Raw genomic sequence first — 19,190 nt, forward strand, 5'->3', positions numbered from 1 at the left:
CGTTATACGACGGGATCCCCCAGGTGCGACAGGAAGGCTCCATTATGGAAAACCAGGGCGCCGCCGTGGTCGTCCGGGGCGTGCAGGCGGCGCACCTCGCCGATCAGCACGGCGTGGTCGCCCACCTCCAGCACCTGGCGGGTGGCGCACTCGAAGCGGGCGGCGCACGCGTCGAACACGGGAATGCCGTCCTCGGTGGCGTACCAGTCGAGCCCGGCGTAGCGGTCGGCCACCGGCTGCGAGAACACCCGCGCCAGGTCGCGCTGCGGCGCCCCCAGCACATGGATGGCGAAGCCGCCGCGCACGGTGAAGTCGGCGTAGTGGATGCTGGCGCGGCGCAGGCTCCACAGCACCAGCGGCGGCTCCAGGGAGACCGGGGCGAAGGAATTGACGGTCAGGCCGATCGGCCCGTCGGCGCCGGCGGCGGTGACCACCGTGACGCCGGTGGCGTAGCGCCCCAGCGCCCGGCGCAAGCGGGCCGGGCTGAGATCGTGGCTGGCGCTCATGGCGGCTCCCGCGTGCCCCGCGATCAGGCCGGCACCGCGCGGACCGGGCGCACGCCCGACAGCGGCAGAGCCTCGGCCATCAGCCGCTGCATCGAGTCCAGCACCCGGTCCTGCGGCATCAGGCCGAAATTGTGCAGGCTCATGACGTGGTCCAGGCCCATGTCGGCCAGCCGCGCCAGCTTGTCGGCCACGGTGCGGGCCGAGCCGAACAGCGACAGGCCGCTGGCGATGATGTCGTCGTAGACCTGCTTGCGCGCATACAGGCGGGTCTCCACGTACAGGTCGAAGGCGCGGGCGGCGCGTTCACGGGCCTGCGCGTCGGTTTCCGCCACGTGGGTGTGCAGCGCCACCGCCGCCATGCCGCTGGCATCCTCGATGCCGGCCTCGGCCAGGCCGCGGCGGTAGTCCTGCATCATCAGGCCGATCTCTTCGAAGTTGTCCACCGCCGCATAGGGCACGAACAGCATGCGGCGGCCCTGGCGGCCGACGTGGTAGGCGGCCTCGCGGCGCAGGATCGCCACGTACACCGGCACCGGCTGCTGCACCGGCTGCACGTTCAGGCGCACCGCGTGGATGCGGTTGAACTTGCCCTCATGACTGACGCGCTCGCCGGCCAGCAGGCGCTCGACCAGCATCAGGTTCTCGTCGAAGCGCTCGCGCTTGGTGGCCGGATCGACGTCGTAGCCCTCGAACTCGTGCTTCAGATAGCCCGACCCCACGCCCAGCGACAGCCTGCCTTGCGAAAGCTGGTCCACCAGGGCATAGTTTTCGGCCACCGTCAGCGGGTTGTGGAAGGTCAGAATGGAGATCGCGGTGCCCAGCCGCAGCCGCGTCGTCTGCTGCGACAGCGCCGCCAGGAACACCGCCGGATTCGGCACCGCGCCGTATTCATGGAAGTGGTGCTCGGCCACCCAGAAGGTGTCGTAGCCCAGCTGTTCGGCGCGGCGCGCCTGCTCCAGCACCTGGCCGTAGAGCTGGCCCAGGCCGCGGGGCTGATCGGGGTAATGGTCCTGCACCGAGAAGATGGACATCTTCATTGCTTGTCTCCGTCTTTGTCCGTCCGCGCCCCGGGCCGGTCATCCAGCCCGGATGTTTGTCTGCCACGGCACGCTGATGTATTTTTTAGTGATACACGTATTCTAATAAGAGACGAACTGATGTCAACAGAAAGCAGCACCGGGATCCAGTCCGCCGAAATCGCCCTGGACGTCCTGACCCGCCTGGCCGAGCTGGGCGGCGCCGTGTCGGTGTCGGAACTGGGCCGCAGCCTGGACATGCCGCGCGCCAAGGCGCACCGCTACCTGGTGTCGCTGGAGCGGCGCGGCTACGTCGAGCAGGACCCGGCCAGCGCCCGCTACCGGCTCGGACCGCAGGCCCTGCACACTGGACTCGCGGCGCTGGCGGAAGTGGATTTCGTCAAGCTGGCGGCCGGCGGCCTGGAAGACCTGAGCGCGGCCATCGGCCAGACCGTCTTCATCTCGGTCTGGGGCCAGCACGGCCCCACCATCGTGCAGTGGCGCGACGCGCGGCTGCCGGTCACGGTCAACGTGCGCGTCGGCTCGGTGCTGCCGCTGCTCAACAGCGCCACTGGACGGGTCTTCGCGGCCTGGCTGCCGGAGGCGCTGGCGCTGCCGCGCGCGCTGGCCGAATGGGACACGGCGCGGCGCCAGGGGGGCGACGCCGCGGCGTTGCTGGACGACCCCGCCGCCGCCGGCCTGCCGCTCGACCCGGCCGACCCCGCCGCCGCGCTGCGGGCGCGCTGGCAGGCCACGCGCCAGCGCGGCTACGCCAGCGTCAGCGGCCACCTGCTGCACGGCATCGACTCGGCCGCGCTGCCAGTGCTGGACGCCCAGGGCCAGCTGGCCGGGGCCATCACCGGCCTGGGGCTGCACGGCGGCTTCGACCTGGCGCCGGACGGCGCGCCGCTGCGGGCCCTGATGGCGGCCGCGGCCGACTGCTCGCGCCGGCTCGGTTGGCGCGGCGGGCGCTAAGGCGCCGCGCCAGCCCCCGGCGCACCTTCCCCTGAAAATCGCCCGCCCTCGTCTTGCCATCCTCGCTGGCGCGGGCATGGCCATCGCCGGCCGCCCCGCCCTTTTCGCCAGCCCCTTTACAATAGACAGTTGCCCAGAGCCGAGCCGACAGGTCCGGCTCGCTTTTTTGCCGCCGCCCATCCGGCGGCCCGGCGGCCGGCCCAGGCCGCGCCCGCCCCTGATACCGATACCCGCGTGCAAGCCCTTACCGTTTCCGATTTCGACTACGAGCTGCCTCCCGAGCTCATCGCGCAGACGCCCGCCGCCCAGCGCACGGGCAGCCGCCTGCTGCACCTGGATGGCGCCAGCCAACTGCATGACCGCCAGTTCGCCGACCTGGAAAAACTGCTGCGCCCCGGCGACCTGCTGGTGTTCAACGACACCCGCGTCATCAAGGCGCGCCTGGCCGGCCACAAGATCACCGGCGGCAAGGTCGAGGTGCTGGTCGAGCGCATCATCGACACCGACCGCGCCCTGGCGCACGTGCGCGCCAGCAAGTCGCCCGGCGCCGGCATGGTGCTGCGGCTGGCCGACGCCTTCGACGCCACGGTGCTGGGCCGCGAGGGCGAGCTGTTCGACATCCGCTTCCCCGGGCCGGTGCTGGAATTGCTGGACGCGCACGGCGCCACGCCGCTGCCGCCCTACATCACGCACGCCGCCGACGCCGGCGACGACGACCGCTACCAGACCGTCTACGCCCGCGAGCCGGGCGCCGTGGCGGCCCCGACCGCCGGCCTGCACTTCGACCAGCCCACCCTGGACCGTCTGGCGGCGCTGGGCGTGGAACGCGCCTTCGTCACGCTGCACGTGGGCGCCGGCACCTTCCAGCCGGTGCGCGTGGACAACCTGGCCGACCACATCATGCACGCCGAATGGTTCACCGTGCCGCAGGCCACGGTGGACGCCATCGCCGCGGCCCGCGCACGAGGCGGCCGCGTGATCGCGGTCGGCACCACCAGCGTGCGCGCCCTGGAATCGGCCGCCGCCCAGACCGAGGGCCGCACCGCCCCCGGCCTGCCGCTGGCCGCCGCCCAAGGCGACACGCGCCTGTTCATCACCCCCGGCTACCAGTACCGCGTCATCGACGCGCTGGTCACCAACTTCCACCTGCCCCAGTCGACCCTGCTGATGCTGGTGTCGGCGCTGGCCGGCGTCGAGCCGATCCGCCGCGCCTACGCCCACGCCGTCGCCCAGCGCTACCGCTTCTTCAGCTACGGCGACGCCATGTTCATCGAATCCCCCGCCCCATGACCGGACTGAATTTCGAACTGCTCGCCACCGACGGCGGCGCCCGCCGCGGCCGCATCACGCTCAACCACGGTGTGGTGGAAACGCCCATCTTCATGCCCGTGGGCACCTACGGCAGCGTCAAGGCCATGATGCCGCACGAGCTCAAGGAGATCGGTTCGCAGATCGTGCTGGGCAACACCTTCCACCTGTGGCTGCGCCCGGGCACGGAGATCATGGAAAAGCATGGCGGCCTGCACGGCTTCATGCAGTGGGACAAGCCGATCCTGACCGACTCGGGCGGTTTCCAGGTGTTCAGCCTGCAGGGCATGCGCAAGATCACCGAGGAAGGCGTGAAGTTCGCCTCGCCCATCGACGGCGCCCGCCTGTTCCTGACGCCCGAGGAATCGATGCGCATCCAGCGCTCGCTGAACTCGGACATCGTCATGGTGTTCGACGAGTGCACGCCCTACGAGATCGACGGCCGCCCCGCGACCGTCGAGGAAGCGGCCCGCTCGATGCGCATGTCGCTGCGCTGGGCGCGCCGCTCGCGCGAGGAATTCGACCGGCTGCAGAACCCCAACGCGCTGTTCGGCATCGTGCAGGGCGGCATGTACGAATCGCTGCGCGACGAGTCCCTGGCCGGCCTGCAGGACATCGGTTTCCACGGCTACGCCATCGGCGGCCTGTCGGTGGGCGAGCCCAAGGAAGACATGATGCGCATCCTGGCGCACGTGACGCCCAAGCTGCCGGCCCAGGCGCCGCGCTACCTGATGGGCGTGGGCACGCCGGAAGACCTGGTCGAGGGCGTGAGCCGCGGCGTCGACATGTTCGACTGCGTCATGCCGACCCGCAACGCCCGCAACGGCTGGCTGTTCACCCGCTTCGGCGACGTCAAGATCCGCAACGCCAAGTACCGCGACGACACCCGCCCGCTGGACCCGAGCTGCGCCTGCCACACCTGCGCCAACTTCTCGCGCGCCTACCTGCATCACCTGCAGCGCGCCAACGAGATCACCGGCGCGCGCCTGAACACGCTGCACAACCTGCATTTCTACCTGACCATCATGAAGGAAATGCGGGAGGCCATCGCCGAGGGCCGCTTCGACGCCTGGCGCGCGCAGTTCGCGGCCGACCGGGCGCGCGGGGTGGAGTAGCGGGAGGAGCAAACGACGGCCGACTTAGTGAAAACCACGAGATCGTCGGGGCTTTTTATTTGGCGATCCGCCCCCATCACTGCGCACAGGCCGTGACTGGTAGCCCGGGATAACCTCGCTACAATAGTCGGCTTGCCCTATCCATGGCTCGCGCGGGGATGGGCGCAGAACAAGATCGTCGACAGCACGATACAAACAAACCCAAACAGACCAAACGCAGGAGAATTACATGTCCGCTATCGATACCGCCAGCCTCGTCGTGGCCCAGGCCGCTCCCGAAGGCAATGCGCTGATGGGCATGCTGCCCATCATCCTGATGTTCGTGATCCTCTATTTCCTGATGATCCGTCCCCAGATGAAGCGCCAGAAGGAACACCGCAACCTCATCGCCGCCCTGGCCAAGGGCGACGAAGTCGTGACCGCCGGCGGCATGCTGGGCAAGGTCACCAAGGTGAACGACAGCTACGTCACCGTCGAAGTCTCGGAACTGGCCGACAAGCCGGTCGAGATCATCATGCAGAAGTCGTCGGTGTCGACCGTTCTGCCCAAGGGAACCATCAAGGCCCTGTAAGCGTCCCATAGGAGCTCCGCCGCCGGGCCCCGGGCCCGACGGCAGCCGCCCCGCCGCCCGCCGCGCCAGCCGCCCGGGCGGCCTTTTCTCCACTCTTACATGACGTAGCCGGCAATGAACCGCTATCCCCTCTGGAAGTACATTACGGTCCTGATTGCGGTCCTTATCGGCCTGCTGTATACGCTTCCCAATTTCTACGGCGAGTCGCCCGCCGTCCAGGTTTCCAGCGCCAAGGCCACCATCAAGGTGGATCCGGCCATGCGTGACCGGGTCGAGCAGGTACTGGCCGACGCCAAGATCCCCAACGACGGGGTCTACTACGAACAGAACGGCACGCTCGGCACCGTGCGCGCCCGCTTCACGTCGACCGACCTGCAACTGCAGGCGCGCGACCTGATCGACAAATCCCTCAACACCGTCCAGGGCGACCCGCACTACACCGTGGCGCTGAACCTGCTGCCGGCCTCGCCGAGCTGGATGCGCGCGATGGGCTGGTTCGCCCCCAAGCCCATGTACCTGGGCCTGGACCTGCGCGGCGGCGTGCACTTCCTGCTGCAAGTGGACATGCAGGGTGCCCTGACCGCCCGCTACGACTCGCTGGCCGCCGACGTGCGCTCGGTGCTGCGCGACCAGAAGGTCAACGTGGCCGGCGTCGAGCGTTCCGGCATGAGCGTGGCCGCCAGCTTCGCCAACGCGCAGGACCGCGACCGCGCCATCTCGACGCTGCGCAGCCGCCTGCCCGACCTGGAATTCACCGAAAGCGAAGAGAACGGCAAGCTGCTGCTGCTGGGCGCGCTGAACCCGGCCGCGGTCACCCGCGTGCAGGACTCGGCCCTCAAGCAGAACATCAACACGCTGCACAACCGGATCAACGAACTGGGCGTGGCCGAACCGGTCATCCAGCAGCAGGGTTCGGACCGCATCGTGGTGCAGCTGCCCGGCGTGCAGGACGTGGCCAAGGCCAAGGAACTGCTGGGCCGCACCGCCACCCTCGAAATCCGCATGGTCGACGACTCGCCCGCCGCGCAGGCCGCGCTACTGGGCGGCTCGGTGCCGTTCGGCCTGGAGCGCTACTCCGACCGCGACGGCCGCCCGATCCTGGTGCGCCGCCAGGTGGTCCTGACCGGTGAGAACCTGCAGGACGCCCAGCCCGGCCGCGACTCGCAGACCCAGCAGGCCGCCGTCCACCTGACGCTGGACTCCAAGGGCGCGCGCATCTTCCGCGACGTCACCCGCGACAACATCGGCAAGCGCATGGCCATCCTGCTGTTCGAAAACGGCAAGGGCGAAGTGGTCACGGCCCCGGTCATCCGCAGTGAAATCGCCGGCGGCCAGGTGCAGATCTCGGGCAGCATGAGCTCCGAGGAAGCCGCCGACACCGCCCTGCTGCTGCGCGCCGGCGCGCTGGCCGCGCCGATGTCGATCATCGAGGAACGCACCATCGGCCCGAGCCTGGGCGCCGACAACATCTCGAAGGGCTTCCATTCGACGCTGTACGGCTTCCTGGCGATCGCCGTCTTCATCATCATCTACTACCACCTGTTCGGCGTGTTCTCGACCGTCGGCCTGACCCTGAACGTGCTGCTGCTGCTGGCCCTGCTGTCGATGCTGCAGGCCACGCTGACGCTGCCCGGCATCGCCGCCATCGCGCTGACTCTGGGCATGGCGATCGACTCGAACGTGCTGATCAACGAGCGGATACGGGAAGAATTGCGCAACGGGGCAACGCCACAGCAGGCCATCCACCATGGCTTCGAGCGCGCCTGGGGCACGATCCTTGACTCCAACCTCACCACGCTGATTGTCGGCCTGGCCCTGCTGGCCTTCGGTTCCGGCCCGATCCGCGGCTTCGCGGTGGTCCATTGCCTGGGCATCCTGACCTCGATGTTCTCGTCCGTCGTGGGCGTGCGCGCGCTGGCCAACCTCTGGTACGGCCGCAAGAAGAAGCTCACGTCGATCTCCATCGGCGAAGTCTGGAAGCCGAAGACCAACTGAACATGCGCGCGGGCGGCCACGCCGCCCGCCGCCGAATAGCCAGGGCAAAACATGGAATTTTTCCGGATTCACCGCACCATCCCGTTCATGCGCCACGCGCTGGTGCTGAACATCATCAGCCTCGTCACCTTCGTGGCGGCGGTCTTCTTCATCATTACGCGCGGCTTTCACCTGTCGATCGAATTCACCGGCGGCACGGTCATGGAAGTCAACTACGCCCAGACGGCGCAGCTTGAAAACGTGCGCGGCGTGGTCTCGAAGCTGGGCTACACCGACTTCCAGGTGCAGAACTTCGGCACCTCGCACGACGTCATGATCCGCCTGCCCCTGCAGGAAGGCCAGACGTCGGCCACCCAGAGCGAAACCGTCATGGCCGCGCTCAAGGCGGCCGACCAGGGCGTGGAACTGCGCCGCGTCGAGTTCGTCGGTCCGCAGGTCGGCCAGGAACTGCTGCACAACGGCCTGATGGCCCTGCTGGTGGTGGTCATCGGCATCATGGTCTACCTGGGCTTCCGCTTCGAATGGAAGTTCGCGGTGGCCGGCGTGATCGCCAACCTGCACGACGTGGTCATCATCCTGGGCTTCTTCGCCTTCTTCCAATGGGAGTTCTCGCTGTCGGTGCTGGCGGGCGTGCTGGCGGTGCTGGGCTACTCGGTGAACGAATCCGTGGTCATCATGGACCGGATCCGCGAGAACTTCCGCAAGTACCGCAAGGCGGACGTGCAGGAAGTCATCAACAGCGCCATCACGCAGACCATCTCGCGCACCATCATCACCCACGGTTCGACCCAGATGATGGTGCTGGCGATGCTGTTCTTCGGCGGCCCCACCCTGCACTACTTCGCCATGGCCCTGACCATCGGCATCTGGTTCGGCATCTACTCGTCGGTGTTCGTCGCCGCCGCGCTGGCCATGTGGATGGGCGTCAAGCGCGAAGACCTGATCAAGCCGGTCAAGAAGGAAGGCGAGGAAGGCGAAGTCGCCTGAGCCGTTTCCCTTTTTTGGAAAACCCGCCCGCGTGGCGGGTTTTTTTATGCTTGGCAAGGCCACTGTACAGACGCCTCGCCCACCCGCTGTACGGGTACGACCGCCCCCTTATTCGCTACCATAGGCCTCATGAAACTGGCTCTCGATCATCTCGTCGTCGCCGCCGCCGACCTGGACAGCGGCACGCGCCACGTGGCCGACCTGCTGGGCATCGCGCCCACGGGCGGCGGCGCGCATCCCCGCATGGGCACCCACAACCGCGTGCTGGGCATGGCGGGCGGCGTGTACCTGGAAGTGATCGCCATCGACCCGGACGCCCCCGCGCCACAGCGGCCGCGCTGGTTCGGGCTGGACCAGCCGGCCATGCGGGCGCGCCTGGTCGAAGGGCCGTTCCTGGCGCACTGGGCGGCGCGCGTCGAGGCGCCCGCAGACCTGAGCGCATGGCAGGCGCGGCACCCCGATCGCATCGCGCCTGCCATCCCCATGACCCGCGGCGACCTGCGCTGGCGGCTCACGGTGCCGGACGACGGCAGCCTGCCCGCCTGGCGCGAGGGCGGCCAGGCGGCCGGCGACGGCCTGCTGCCGACCCTGATCCAGTGGGACGTGCCAGCCTATCCCGGCGTCAGCCTGCCGCGCCAGCCGCTGACGCTGCGCGCCCTGACCGCCACCCATCCGCATGCCGCGCTACTGCGCCAGGGGCTGGCCTGGCTGGGCGCGGACGCGCTCATCGCCATCGAGCAGGCCGACGGCCCGCCACGCCTGCAGGCCGCCATCGAGACCGACCGGGGCATCCGGATCCTGGCCTGACCCCCACCATACTGAAGAACAACGGAGATATCCCCCATGAGCGTCACCCTCAAGCGCTTCGACGACGCGCCCTACGAGCAGCAGTGCGAGGCCACCGTCATCGCCGTCGGCGCCGACGGCGTCGAACTGGACCAGACCCTCTGCTACGCCCGCAGCGGCGGGCAGGCCGGCGACAGCGGCACGCTGACGCTGGCCGATGGCCGCGCGCTGCCGGTGGCCGACACCATCTACGCCGACGACCGCCGCCGCATCCTGCACGTGCTGGCCGAGGGCGCCGCGGCGCCGCAGGTCGGCGACCGCGTCACCGTGCGCATCGACTGGCCGCGCCGCCACCGGCTGATGCGCCTGCACACCTGTCTGCATCTGCTCGGTTCGCTGGTGCCGGCGCCCGTCACCGGCTGCAGCATTTCGCCCGACTCGGCCCGCATCGACTTCGACCTGCCCGAGTCGACGCTCGACAAGGCCGACCTGACCGAGCGCCTGAACACGCTGATCCAGGCCCGCACCGACGTCACCGTCAACACCATCACGCCCGAGGAACTGGCGGCGCAGCCCGACCTGGTGCGCACGGTCGGCGCCGCCCCGCCCGGCGGCGCGGCGCGCATCCGCATCATCGAGATCCCCGGCGTGGACCGCCAGCCCTGTGGCGGCACGCACGTGGCCAACACCGGCGAGATCGGCCCGGTCACGGTCACCAAGATCGAAAAGAAAAGCCGCACCAACCGCCGCGTGGTGGTGGCGTTCGCCTGAACCTTGCCGCCAACGAAAATGGCCGCCATGCAGGCGGCCATTTTCATTGAACTCCGTCGGCGGCGCCTCGCGGCGCGCTCAGCCCTTTTTCCACCAGCGCCACGGCGCGCGCAGCGGCCACTGGTACTTGCTACAGAGCACCCGCGGCGCCAGCAGATGGCCGACCGCGATGGCGATCGCTGCGGCGGTCAGCACGTCGGAGAGGTAGTGATCCAGGTTGACCAGGCGGCTGGCGGCGACCAGCGCGGCCAGCGACAGAAAGGCCCAGCGCCAGCGCGGCGCCAGGATGCCGAGCGTCACCGCCACCGCGAAGGCGGCGTAGGTGTGGCTGGAAGGAAAGGAATTGAACTGGTTGGCGCGCGAGAACGCTTCGCCCAGCCCGTAGATGCCCTTCTCGAAAAACAGCTCGGGGCGCGCCCGCGCCACCGAACGCTTGAGCACCAGCACCACCAGTCCACCCACGGCCATGGTCGACAGCATCAGCAGACTGCCGCGCGCCATGCTGGCGTAGCTCATGCGCACCGGATTGCGCCAGCCGCGCGCCAGGCCGATCAGGCCGACCACGTAGAAGGCCAGCGCCACGCCGATATAGCGGCCGCTTTCACCCAGTTCACCGATCCACTCGAAGGAGGTGTTGACGCCATCGCTGACCGATTGCCGGATCCAGATCGCCAGCGGCAGGTCGACCCACCGGGCACAGGCCGCCGCCACCACGGCCACGCCCAACCCGGCCAGCAGCCAGGCGGTGGTCGACAGGGGGTTGCGGAACTCGTCCGCCGCGGCGACCGCGGCGCCGGGCGCGAGCGTGGCGGCCGGCGGAAGGGAGGGGTTCGTCGTCATCGGACCGGTCGCGTAAAGATAATTGTTCTCGGAAAGGGAATCGGCGAGGGCCAGCTATCGTAACCCTGCATTGCACATCGATGAAGGAAATTTGCTGCAAGGGGTAAAATTCCGCTTTTACCCTCTCCACTGCCCCCGGGATCTACACCCGTCACGGCGACCGACATGCAAGAAACTTCCCTCAAGCGCGTGCCTCACGCGCAAGACGGCGCCGCCGCCGTCCCGCCCGCCCCCGCCACCGGCGCTCCCCGCAAGCTTTACATCCGCACCTTCGGCTGCCAGATGAACGAGTACGACTCGGACAAGATGGCCGACGTGCTGCGCGGCGACCAGGGGCTGGAACTGACCGACAATCCGGAAGAAGCCGACGTCATCCTGTTCAACACCTGTTCGGTGCGCGAAAAGGCCCAGGAAAAGGTCTTTTCCGACCTGGGCCGCGTGCAGCACCTGAAAAAGACCAACCCGAACCTGGTGATCGGCGTGGGCGGCTGTGTCGCCAGCCAGGAAGGCGAGGCCATCGTCAAGCGCGCGCCCTATGTGGACGTGGTGTTCGGCCCGCAGACCCTGCACCGCCTGCCCGACCTGATCCAGCGCCGCCGCGCCGAAGGCCGCTCGCAGGTCGACATCAGCTTCCCCGAGATCGAGAAGTTCGACAACATGCCGCCGCCGCGCGTCGACGGCGCCACCGCCTTCGTCTCGATCATGGAAGGCTGTAGCAAGTACTGCAGCTTCTGTGTCGTGCCCTACACGCGCGGCGAGGAAGTCTCGCGGCCGTTCGACGACGTGCTGGTCGAAGTGGCCGACCTGGCCGACCAGGGCGTCAAGGAAGTCACCCTGCTGGGCCAGAACGTCAACGCCTACCGCGGCCGCATGAGCGACAGCGACGAGATCGCCGATTTCGCCATGCTGCTGGAATACGTGCACGAGATTCCCGGCATCGAGCGCATCCGCTACACCACCTCGCACCCCAAGGAAATGACCCAGCGCATGGTGGACGCCTACGCCCGCCTGCCCAAGCTGGTGTCGTTCCTGCACCTGCCGGTGCAGGCCGGCAGCGACCGCGTGCTGGCGGCCATGAAGCGCGGCTACACCACGCTGGAATTCAAGTCGGTCGTGCGCCGCCTGCGCGCCGCGCGTCCCGACCTGACGCTGTCGTCGGACTTCATCGTCGGCTTCCCCGGCGAGACCGAGGAAGACTTCGAAAAGACCATGAAACTGATCGAGGACGTCGGTTTCGACACCTCGTTCTCGTTCGTCTATTCGCGCCGCCCCGGCACGCCGGCGGCCGACCTGCACGACGACACGCCGCAGGACGTCAAGCTGCGCCGCCTGCAGCGCCTGCAGGCGCTGATCAACGAGCAGGCCGCCGCCATCGCCCGCAACATGATCGGCACGCGCCAGCGCCTGCTGGTGGAAGGCCCGTCGCGGCGCGACCCGAACGAGCTGATGGGCCGCACCGAGAACAACCGCATCGTCAACTTCGCCGCGCCCGCGCGGCTCATCGGACAGATGGTCGACGTCATCATCACCGAGGCGCACACCAATTCGCTGCGCGCCCGGGTGGCCGACGTCGACCGCGACTCCCAAGAGGCCGAATGACCACTTCCCGCCCCCGCGCCCGCCGCAGCCTGCCCGCCGTCGTCATCCTGGACGGCGACAACACCCACCTGGCCAACCTGTGCGGCCCGCTGGACGAGAACCTGCGCCAGCTCGCCGACGGCATGGGCGTGAAGCTCTCGCGCCGCGGCAGCCGCGTCACCATCGAAGGCGACAAGGCCGAACTGGCCGGCCGCGTGCTGCGCCGTTTCCATGAGCAGGCCGTGCATCGCGCGCTCTCGGTCGACGACATCCAGCTCGGGCTGGTCGAGATTGGCGTCGGCCGCCAGGAAGAGAAAACGCAGGACGCGCCGGCCCGCGAGGCCGACCCGCTGCCGTCGCTGGACGACGACAGCGACGCCATCGCCCTGCGCACCAAGCGCAGCGACCTGCGTCCGCGCACGCCGCGCCAGCGCGACTACCTGAACAACATCCTCAAGCACGACATCACCTTCGGCGTGGGCCCGGCCGGCACCGGCAAGACCTGGCTGGCGGTGGCCTGCGCCATCGACGCGATGGAGCGCGACACGGTGCAGCGCCTGGTGCTGACGCGCCCGGCGGTCGAAGCCGGCGAACGGCTGGGCTTCCTGCCCGGCGATCTGGCGCAGAAGGTCGATCCGTACCTGCGCCCGCTGTACGACGCCCTCTACGACCTGATGGGCTTCGAGAAGGTGCAGCGCCTGTTCGAGAAGCAGACCATCGAGATCGCGCCGCTGGCCTACATGCGCGGCCGCACGCTGAACCACGCCTTCGTCATCCTGGACGAGGCGCAGAACACCACGCCCGAACAGATGAAGATGTTCCTGACGCGCATCGGCTTCGGCAGCAAGGCCGTCATCACCGGCGACCCGTCGCAGGTGGACCTGCCGCGCGGCCAGGAAAGCGGCCTGGCGCATGCCGTCAAGGTGCTGCACGACGTGCAGGGTATCGCCACCACCCGCTTCACCAGCCGCGACGTGGTGCGCCACCCGCTGGTGGCCCGCATCGTCGATGCCTACGACCGGGCCGCCGAACATGACGCCTGATCTGTCCCTGTCCGTCCAGTACGGGGTCGAGGAACCCCGCCTGCCGCGCTGGCGCCTGCGCCGCTGGGCCGAGCGGGCGCTGGCCGCCGCGGCCGAGGACGGGCTGGTGGACTTCAGCGCCGCCGAGCTCAGCCTGCGCCTGGTGGGCGCGGCCGAGGGGCGCCGCCTGAACCGCGATTTCCGCCAGCGCGACTACGCCACCAACGTGCTGACGTTCGAATACGGCGTCGACCCGCTGGGCGTGGCGCGCGGCGACATCGTGATGTGCGTGCCGGTGCTGGTGCGCGAGGCGCGCGAACAGCGCAAGGCGCTGCTCGACCACGCCGCCCACCTGACCCTGCACGGGGTGCTGCATTCGCTCGGCTACGACCACATCAAGGCGCGCGACGCCCGTCGCATGGAAGCGCTGGAGACCGCCACGCTGGCGCGCATGGGCATCGCCGACCCGTACATGGCGGCCTGATCCGGCCGTCCTCGGGTCAACCCTGAGCAATCGCCGCGAAATGGCGGCCTGCAAGGCGCAGATCGCGTCGGTTGGCCCCATTTTCGCGGGCCGCGTTACAAATTGCGCGCCAGATTCGGTTATGCTGACCCCTCCCTAACTTGTCCTCCCGGACGATGTCTGACCCCTACCCTGCTCCCGAAGCGACGCCCGCTCGCTCATCCAAACCCGCCACCAAATCCCTTCTAGACCGCCTGCTCTCCCTCGTGCGCCGCGAGCCCGAGGACCGTGAAGGCATCAAGGCCGTCCTGGAAGCCGCGCATGACCGCGACCTGCTGGACGCGGAGTCCTACAAGATGATCAAGGGCGCGCTGGCCGTGTCCGAAGGCACCGTCGGCGACATCATGGTTCCGCGTTCGCGCATGGACCTGCTCGACGTCACGCAGCCCATCCCCTACCTGGTGGCCAACGTGATCGAAACCGCGCACTCGCGGTTCCCGGTCTACGAAGGCGACCGCGACAACATCATCGGCATCCTGCTCGCCAAGGACCTGCTGCGCTGCATGCTGGAACCCGGCATCGAGGTGCGCACGCTGGTGCGTCCGGCCGTGTTCATCCCCGAATCCAAGCGCCTGAACGTGCTGCTGCACGAGTTCCGCGCCAGCCGCAACCACCAGGCCATCGTCATCGACGAGCATGGCGGCATCTCCGGCCTGGTGACGATGGAAGACGTGCTGGAACAGATCGTCGGCGACATCGAGGACGAATTCGACGAAACCGAGGAAGACTCGATCTTCCCCGAGGGCGAGAACCAGTGGCGCGTGCTGGCCGCCACCGACATCTCGCACTTCAACGACGTGTTCGGCTGCCAGTTGCCCGACGACGAGTACGACAGCGTCGGCGGCTGGATGGGCGGCCAGTTGGGACGCATCCCGCGCCGCGGCGACGTCGCCGAGTTCGACGGATTGAAGCTCGAAGTGGCGCGCGGCGACGCGCGCCGCGCCATCTGGCTGCGCGTCAAGCGCGTGGCGCCCTCCCGCGGCGTCCAGCCCGATACCGACGCATGAGCCGCGCCGCCCGCGGTCCGTTCCTGCTGGGCGCGGCCGGCCTGACGCTGGCCGGCGCCATCCACGCCCTGACCTTCGCGCCCGGTCCGCTGCCGGACTGGGCGCTGGCCATCACCCAGATCCTGGCGCTGGCGGTGGCCGCGCGCGTCACGCTATACGCGCCCTCGGCGCGCCAGGCCTGGCTGCGCGGCTGGCTGTTCAGCTTCGCCACCTACGCGCTGGGGCTGTACTGGATCTTCATCAGCCTGCATCGCTACGGTGACCTGGCCGCGCCGCTGGCCGTGGCCGCGGTGCTGGCGCTGTCGGCCTTCCTGGCGCTGTTCCCGGCCACGGCCGGCGCGCTGGCGCGGCGCTACGTCCCGCTGGCGGCCGACTCGGCGCCGGGACAGGTGCTGTCCGGCACGCTGGCCTGGGGCGCGCTGTGGGCCGGTTTCGAATGGGTCCGCGCGGTGCTGCTGACCGGCTTCCCCTGGCTCAACATCGGCTACGCGCAGGTCGACAGCCCCATCGCTGGCTGGGCCCCGCTGCTGGGCGTGCACGGCATGGCGCTGCTGTCGGCCTTCGCCGCCGCCGCGATCGCAAGCCTGTGGCGTCCCGCCAGCGACCGCAACGCTCCCCGGGACGGCCGCCGAGCGCTGGCCGCCGGCGTAGCGCTGGCGCTTGCGGCCGCCGGCTGGCCGCTGTCGCGCATCGACTGGTCCACGGCCAGCGGCGAGGCGCTGAATGTGCGGCTGGTCCAGGGCAACATCGAGCAATCGCAGAAATTCGACCCGGCGCTGCTGGACCAGAGCCTGCGCCGCCATCTCGAACTGGCGGCCCTGCCGCCGGCGCCGGGCGTGCCGCCGCCGCAAATGGTGATCCTGCCGGAAACCGTGCTGCCGATCTTCCAGGACCAGCTCGACCCGCGCGTCTGGGACGTCTGGCGCCAGGTGGCCGCGCGGCAGAATGCCGTGATCGCCATGGGCGTGCCGATCCACGACGTGCGCGACGGCCGTGACCGCTACACCAACAGCGTCATGGGTTTCGACGGCCAGACGCCGCTGGAACAGCTGACCGGCGGCAGCACGGCGATGCGCTACGACAAGCGCCACCTGGTGCCTTGGGGTGAATACGTGCCGCCGGGCTTTCACTGGTTCGTCGACATGTTGAACATCCCGCTGGGCGATTTCGACCGCGGCCCCGAACGCCAGACGCCGTTCGCGGTGGGCGGCCAGCACATCGCCTTCAACATCTGCTACGAAGACCTGTTCGGCCCCGACCTGCTGCCGGCGCTGCAGCCCGGCGCCAACGGCGAACCGGGCGCCACCATCCTGGTGAACGTCAGCAACCTGGGCTGGTTCGGCGACACCTGGGCGTTGCGCCAGCATCTGCAGATCGGGCGCCTGCGCACGATCGAGACCGCCCGCCCCATGCTGACCGCCACCAACACCGGCATCACCGCGGCCATCGACGCCAAGGGCCGGGTGGCGGCGCAACTGGCGCCGTTGCAGCCGGGCGTGCTGCCGGTGTCGGTGCAGGGCATGGCGGGCCTGACGCCCTACGCGCGCTTCGGCGACAAATCGGCGCTGGCGCTGATCGGCCTGGCGCTGATTGCCGCCTTCGGCGCCCGCCGCGCGCGCCGTTCCTGACCCTGAATCGGATCGGGCAGCGCCCGGTCCGACGCATGCGCCTTCGCCGACTACCTTCACTGGCGGCCGTCACTGGCCGAGGTCCTAGCGCAACAGGTCGACAGGCAGCGCGCCGCTGTCGTCGACCGGCCGTAGCGGCCCCACTCCCGCGCCCGTCAGCTCGATCGCGTCCGCGATGCGCGCCATGTCGTCGCTGTCCAGTTCCAGTTCCGCCGCGCCCAGCACGCCGTCGACCTGCGCCACGTTGCGCATGCCGACGATGGCGCCGGTGACGCCCGGCCACGCCAGCGTCCAGGCGATGGCCACCGCCGCCTGCGTCGTGCCGTGGCGTTCGGCGATGGGCTTGAGCGCCTCGGCCAACGCCAGGTTGCGCGCCAGGTTGGGGGCCTGGAATTCGGCATTGCGCGAACGCCAGTCATCCGCGCCCAGGGCCTGCGCCCGCGCGGCGGAAAAACCGCCGCTGAGCAGGCCCGACTGCATCGGGCTGTAGACGATGACGCCGGTGCCGTTCTGCGCGCACCACGGTATCAGGTCGTTGGCCGCGCCGCGCTGGATCGCGGAAAAGGGCGGCTGCAGCGACTCCACGTGGCCGAGCGCCTCGGCGTCCTGCAACTGCGCCAGGTTGTGGTTGGACAGCCCCACCGCCCGCACCTTGCCCGCCTGTTTCAGGTCGAGCAGTTCCTGCCAATAGACTTCCAGCGGCGTGCCGTCGCCGGCCGGCCAGTGCATCTGGTAGAGGTCGATCCGTTCCACGCCCAGGCGCCGCAACGAGCCCTCGATTTCACGGCGGATGCTGGCCGGCGCGCCAGTGCGCCGCGGCGTCGCCCGCGGCTGTTCGGGGGACCACGTCAGGCCGCACTTGGTGAAGACATAGGGCCGGTCGCCGGGGCTCATTTGCGCCAGCGCCCGCCCCACCACTTCCTCGGCATGGCCCAGCCCGTAGACGGCGGCGGTGTCGATCCAGTTGATGCCGCGGTCCACCGCCAACCGGATCGCGGCGATCGAATCGCCATCGTCCTGCGGCCCCCAGCCGATGGCCCAGGCGTTGCCGCCCATGGCCCAGGCGCCCAGGCCAATGCGCGTGATGGACATGTCGCTGCGCCCCAACTGGCGCGTCGGAAAAGAAGTGTTGGTGCTCATGCGAAAAAAATCTCCTGCCGGCAAAGACATCATGGCGGGACGCCTTGCGCGCGCCCGCGGCCCCGCCCCCCACGATAGCACTCGCGCAAGCCTTTGATTTTCCAGCGGCCGGGCGGCTTCGGACCGATCCCGCAGACGCGTTTGCGGACAGCCCGCAAACGCGTCTGCGCGGGCCTTGCCGGCCCCTCCCGCACACCGGATGGAGCACGGCCCCCAAGCCCGGCTTCCCCGCATATGTCCCCTTGAAAGCGATTTCAGCGCAACTTTTTCATTTTTTGCATCCAACCGACTTGCACGCCGAAATTAGTTCGTGCATAATCTCGTTTCTTCGCCAACGGCACTAAACAAAACCGGCAACGAGACACGAAAAGCGACCACGAAAGCGGTCGGAAAAACGTGGAACGGAAGCAGGAATTGATTAGAAGAACGGGGGTATAGCTCAGCTGGGAGAGCGCTTGCATGGCATGCAAGAGGTCAGCGGTTCGATCCCGCTTACCTCCACCAGTCCAAAGCGAAGAACGCAGTACAGCAGGAAAATCGCAGTAAAAATCGTAGTAAAGCCAGCAAGTCCAAGTCCCCTTCGTCTAGAGGCCTAGGACATCACCCTTTCACGGTGAGTACAGGGGTTCGAATCCCCTAGGGGACGCCAGTTCACTGGCAGCAGTACAAGATGCAGTTGAAGTGACACAGTAGTTGAGTATGCCGCTGCGGAGCGGTAGTTCAGTTGGTTAGAATACCGGCCTGTCACGCCGGGGGTCGCGGGTTCGAGCCCCGTCCGCTCCGCCAAAAGCGCTCTACGCAGTGCCTTTCAAGAGCTCCGTCCCTGGAGCTTTTTGCATTTATAGGGTGTAAGCCTTGTTGTTTGCAGGTTGGAACAGCAGGGATTCTGGGGGGTATAGCTCAGCTGGGAGAGCGCTTGCATGGCATGCAAGAGGTCAGCGGTTCGATCCCGCTTACCTCCACCAGTAAAGCAGTAAGTAGTACAGTAGTTGGAGCAGTTGCAGTTTCCGGTCCCCTTCGTCTAGAGGCCTAGGACATCACCCTTTCACGGTGAGTACAGGGGTTCGAATCCCCTAGGGGACGCCAGTTCGCTGGCTCGCCGACCGGACCTGCAAGATCGTCCTGACAAGACGGTATGCCCTGAAGTCCAGTAAGCCGCTGCGGAGCGGTAGTTCAGTTGGTTAGAATACCGGCCTGTCACGCCGGGGGTCGCGGGTTCGAGCCCCGTCCGCTCCGCCAAGCATCTTGCGTGCATCCCAGCAAGCCGCAAGACCAGTTGTTCCGCAGGAGTCTTCCTGCACTGCGCCAGAAGGCGCCCGCCAAAAGCTCCGGATTCCGGGGCTTTTTTGCTTTGCGCGCCAACACGCGCCGCGCCGCCCTTCCCCGGTCTCGTCCGTTTATCCTCTGGACAGGCCGCGCGTC

Annotated in this window: 17 protein-coding genes and 6 tRNA genes; 19 read left to right on the forward strand and 4 right to left on the reverse strand. The window is 68.4% G+C overall.

Going from position 1 to position 19,190, the window contains the following annotated elements:
* Positions 1 to 2: 2 nt before the first annotated feature.
* The gene (locus ABFG95_RS09125; RefSeq protein WP_348995780.1) at positions 3 to 506 is read right to left on the reverse strand and encodes a flavin reductase family protein; all 504 of its coding nucleotides are present in this window, start codon (positions 504 to 506) and stop codon (positions 3 to 5) included.
* 23 nt (positions 507 to 529) lie between these two features.
* Positions 530 to 1,543, reverse strand: a complete 1,014-nt coding sequence (locus ABFG95_RS09130) for an LLM class flavin-dependent oxidoreductase (protein ID WP_068980567.1) — start codon at positions 1,541 to 1,543, stop codon at positions 530 to 532.
* A gap of 120 nt (positions 1,544 to 1,663) precedes the next feature.
* Between ABFG95_RS09130 and ABFG95_RS09135 the strand changes: the two genes are divergently transcribed.
* The 8 genes from ABFG95_RS09135 to ABFG95_RS09170 all read left to right on the forward strand — a co-directional run bounded on the left by ABFG95_RS09135 (position 1,664) and on the right by ABFG95_RS09170 (position 10,030).
* Entirely contained in the window at positions 1,664 to 2,497 is an 834-nt protein-coding gene (locus ABFG95_RS09135) for an IclR family transcriptional regulator (RefSeq protein ID WP_049075607.1), read from the forward strand.
* Between the two features lie 234 nt (positions 2,498 to 2,731).
* Entirely contained in the window at positions 2,732 to 3,787 is a 1,056-nt protein-coding gene (gene queA / locus ABFG95_RS09140) for a tRNA preQ1(34) S-adenosylmethionine ribosyltransferase-isomerase QueA (protein WP_054417125.1), read from the forward strand.
* Positions 3,784 to 4,920, forward strand: a complete 1,137-nt coding sequence (gene tgt / locus ABFG95_RS09145) for a tRNA guanosine(34) transglycosylase Tgt (protein WP_175167508.1) — start codon at positions 3,784 to 3,786, stop codon at positions 4,918 to 4,920. The genes queA and tgt overlap by 4 nt, the downstream gene beginning before the upstream one ends.
* A gap of 229 nt (positions 4,921 to 5,149) precedes the next feature.
* Positions 5,150 to 5,491 carry a preprotein translocase subunit YajC gene (gene yajC / locus ABFG95_RS09150; RefSeq protein ID WP_006390891.1) on the forward strand — a complete coding sequence of 114 codons (342 nt, stop codon included), beginning with the start codon at positions 5,150 to 5,152 and terminating at the stop codon, positions 5,489 to 5,491.
* A 114-nt stretch (positions 5,492 to 5,605) separates the two neighbouring features.
* Complete coding sequence (gene secD / locus ABFG95_RS09155; protein WP_063569226.1) at positions 5,606 to 7,486, forward strand: protein translocase subunit SecD; 1,881 nt, start codon at positions 5,606 to 5,608, stop codon at positions 7,484 to 7,486.
* Positions 7,487 to 7,537: 51 nt separating this feature from the next.
* Positions 7,538 to 8,473 carry a protein translocase subunit SecF gene (secF, locus tag ABFG95_RS09160; RefSeq protein ID WP_049075617.1) on the forward strand — a complete coding sequence of 312 codons (936 nt, stop codon included), beginning with the start codon at positions 7,538 to 7,540 and terminating at the stop codon, positions 8,471 to 8,473.
* Between the two features lie 129 nt (positions 8,474 to 8,602).
* Entirely contained in the window at positions 8,603 to 9,280 is a 678-nt protein-coding gene (locus ABFG95_RS09165) for a VOC family protein (protein WP_278992013.1), read from the forward strand.
* 36 nt (positions 9,281 to 9,316) lie between these two features.
* Complete coding sequence (locus ABFG95_RS09170) at positions 9,317 to 10,030, forward strand: alanyl-tRNA editing protein (RefSeq protein ID WP_049075621.1); 714 nt, start codon at positions 9,317 to 9,319, stop codon at positions 10,028 to 10,030.
* Between the two features lie 78 nt (positions 10,031 to 10,108).
* Here ABFG95_RS09170 and ABFG95_RS09175 read toward each other — a convergent pair whose 3' ends face one another.
* Positions 10,109 to 10,870, reverse strand: coding sequence for a phosphatase PAP2 family protein (locus tag ABFG95_RS09175; protein ID WP_080977472.1), 762 nt, complete (start codon positions 10,868 to 10,870; stop codon positions 10,109 to 10,111).
* Positions 10,871 to 11,035: 165 nt separating this feature from the next.
* Between ABFG95_RS09175 and miaB the strand changes: the two genes are divergently transcribed.
* From miaB to lnt, 5 genes are all read left to right on the forward strand, one after another.
* Positions 11,036 to 12,469 (forward strand): tRNA (N6-isopentenyl adenosine(37)-C2)-methylthiotransferase MiaB, encoded by a 1,434-nt coding sequence (miaB, locus tag ABFG95_RS09180; protein ID WP_054500977.1) that lies wholly within the window; start codon positions 11,036 to 11,038, stop codon positions 12,467 to 12,469.
* Positions 12,466 to 13,491 carry a PhoH family protein gene (locus ABFG95_RS09185; RefSeq protein ID WP_049075624.1) on the forward strand — a complete coding sequence of 342 codons (1,026 nt, stop codon included), beginning with the start codon at positions 12,466 to 12,468 and terminating at the stop codon, positions 13,489 to 13,491. Before miaB ends, ABFG95_RS09185 begins: the two co-directional genes overlap by 4 nt.
* Positions 13,481 to 13,954, forward strand: a complete 474-nt coding sequence (gene ybeY, locus ABFG95_RS09190) for an rRNA maturation RNase YbeY (RefSeq protein ID WP_068959424.1) — start codon at positions 13,481 to 13,483, stop codon at positions 13,952 to 13,954. Before ABFG95_RS09185 ends, ybeY begins: the two co-directional genes overlap by 11 nt.
* Positions 13,955 to 14,109: 155 nt before the next feature.
* A complete protein-coding gene (locus tag ABFG95_RS09195) occupies positions 14,110 to 15,000 on the forward strand; it encodes a transporter associated domain-containing protein (RefSeq protein ID WP_049075628.1) in 891 nt (296 codons plus the stop codon).
* Positions 14,997 to 16,628, forward strand: coding sequence for an apolipoprotein N-acyltransferase (gene lnt, locus ABFG95_RS09200; RefSeq protein WP_059272403.1), 1,632 nt, complete (start codon positions 14,997 to 14,999; stop codon positions 16,626 to 16,628). Before ABFG95_RS09195 ends, lnt begins: the two co-directional genes overlap by 4 nt.
* An 84-nt stretch (positions 16,629 to 16,712) precedes the next feature.
* Here lnt and ABFG95_RS09205 read toward each other — a convergent pair whose 3' ends face one another.
* Complete coding sequence (locus ABFG95_RS09205) at positions 16,713 to 17,768, reverse strand: aldo/keto reductase (protein ID WP_278992008.1); 1,056 nt, start codon at positions 17,766 to 17,768, stop codon at positions 16,713 to 16,715.
* A 428-nt stretch (positions 17,769 to 18,196) separates the two neighbouring features.
* Here ABFG95_RS09205 and ABFG95_RS09210 point away from each other — a divergent pair.
* The 6 genes from ABFG95_RS09210 to ABFG95_RS09235 all read left to right on the forward strand — a co-directional run bounded on the left by ABFG95_RS09210 (position 18,197) and on the right by ABFG95_RS09235 (position 19,007).
* Positions 18,197 to 18,272, forward strand: a tRNA-Ala gene (locus ABFG95_RS09210).
* 69 nt (positions 18,273 to 18,341) lie between these two features.
* Positions 18,342 to 18,417: transfer RNA gene (locus ABFG95_RS09215), tRNA-Glu, on the forward strand.
* Between the two features lie 60 nt (positions 18,418 to 18,477).
* Positions 18,478 to 18,554 (forward strand) — tRNA-Asp (locus ABFG95_RS09220).
* Between the two features lie 103 nt (positions 18,555 to 18,657).
* A tRNA-Ala gene (locus ABFG95_RS09225) sits at positions 18,658 to 18,733 on the forward strand.
* A 45-nt stretch (positions 18,734 to 18,778) separates the two neighbouring features.
* Positions 18,779 to 18,854: transfer RNA gene (locus ABFG95_RS09230), tRNA-Glu, on the forward strand.
* Between the two features lie 76 nt (positions 18,855 to 18,930).
* A tRNA-Asp gene (locus tag ABFG95_RS09235) sits at positions 18,931 to 19,007 on the forward strand.
* The last annotated feature ends 183 nt before the right edge of the window (positions 19,008 to 19,190 follow it).

Source organism: Achromobacter sp. HNDS-1, assembly GCF_040084795.1.
Taxonomy (GTDB): Bacteria; Pseudomonadota; Gammaproteobacteria; order Burkholderiales; family Burkholderiaceae_B; genus Achromobacter; species Achromobacter ruhlandii.

What these genes read in the sequence shown, in the direction of transcription:
- miaB (WP_054500977.1), top strand. Translation starts at nt 11,036, where the DNA reads ATGCAAGAAACTTCCCTCAAGCGCGTGCCTCACGCGCAAGACGGCGCC.
- secD (WP_063569226.1), top strand. Translation starts at nt 5,606, where the DNA reads ATGAACCGCTATCCCCTCTGGAAGTACATTACGGTCCTGATTGCGGTC.
- ybeY (WP_068959424.1), top strand. Translation starts at nt 13,481, where the DNA reads ATGACGCCTGATCTGTCCCTGTCCGTCCAGTACGGGGTCGAGGAACCC.
- ABFG95_RS09125 (WP_348995780.1), bottom strand. Translation starts at nt 506, where the DNA reads ATGAGCGCCAGCCACGATCTCAGCCCGGCCCGCTTGCGCCGGGCGCTG.
- ABFG95_RS09170 (WP_049075621.1), top strand. Translation starts at nt 9,317, where the DNA reads ATGAGCGTCACCCTCAAGCGCTTCGACGACGCGCCCTACGAGCAGCAG.
- lnt (WP_059272403.1), top strand. Translation starts at nt 14,997, where the DNA reads ATGAGCCGCGCCGCCCGCGGTCCGTTCCTGCTGGGCGCGGCCGGCCTG.
- ABFG95_RS09195 (WP_049075628.1), top strand. Translation starts at nt 14,110, where the DNA reads ATGTCTGACCCCTACCCTGCTCCCGAAGCGACGCCCGCTCGCTCATCC.
- yajC (WP_006390891.1), top strand. Translation starts at nt 5,150, where the DNA reads ATGTCCGCTATCGATACCGCCAGCCTCGTCGTGGCCCAGGCCGCTCCC.
- secF (WP_049075617.1), top strand. Translation starts at nt 7,538, where the DNA reads ATGGAATTTTTCCGGATTCACCGCACCATCCCGTTCATGCGCCACGCG.
- tgt (WP_175167508.1), top strand. Translation starts at nt 3,784, where the DNA reads ATGACCGGACTGAATTTCGAACTGCTCGCCACCGACGGCGGCGCCCGC.
- ABFG95_RS09185 (WP_049075624.1), top strand. Translation starts at nt 12,466, where the DNA reads ATGACCACTTCCCGCCCCCGCGCCCGCCGCAGCCTGCCCGCCGTCGTC.
- ABFG95_RS09135 (WP_049075607.1), top strand. Translation starts at nt 1,664, where the DNA reads ATGTCAACAGAAAGCAGCACCGGGATCCAGTCCGCCGAAATCGCCCTG.
- ABFG95_RS09205 (WP_278992008.1), bottom strand. Translation starts at nt 17,768, where the DNA reads ATGAGCACCAACACTTCTTTTCCGACGCGCCAGTTGGGGCGCAGCGAC.
- ABFG95_RS09165 (WP_278992013.1), top strand. Translation starts at nt 8,603, where the DNA reads ATGAAACTGGCTCTCGATCATCTCGTCGTCGCCGCCGCCGACCTGGAC.
- ABFG95_RS09130 (WP_068980567.1), bottom strand. Translation starts at nt 1,543, where the DNA reads ATGAAGATGTCCATCTTCTCGGTGCAGGACCATTACCCCGATCAGCCC.
- ABFG95_RS09175 (WP_080977472.1), bottom strand. Translation starts at nt 10,870, where the DNA reads ATGACGACGAACCCCTCCCTTCCGCCGGCCGCCACGCTCGCGCCCGGC.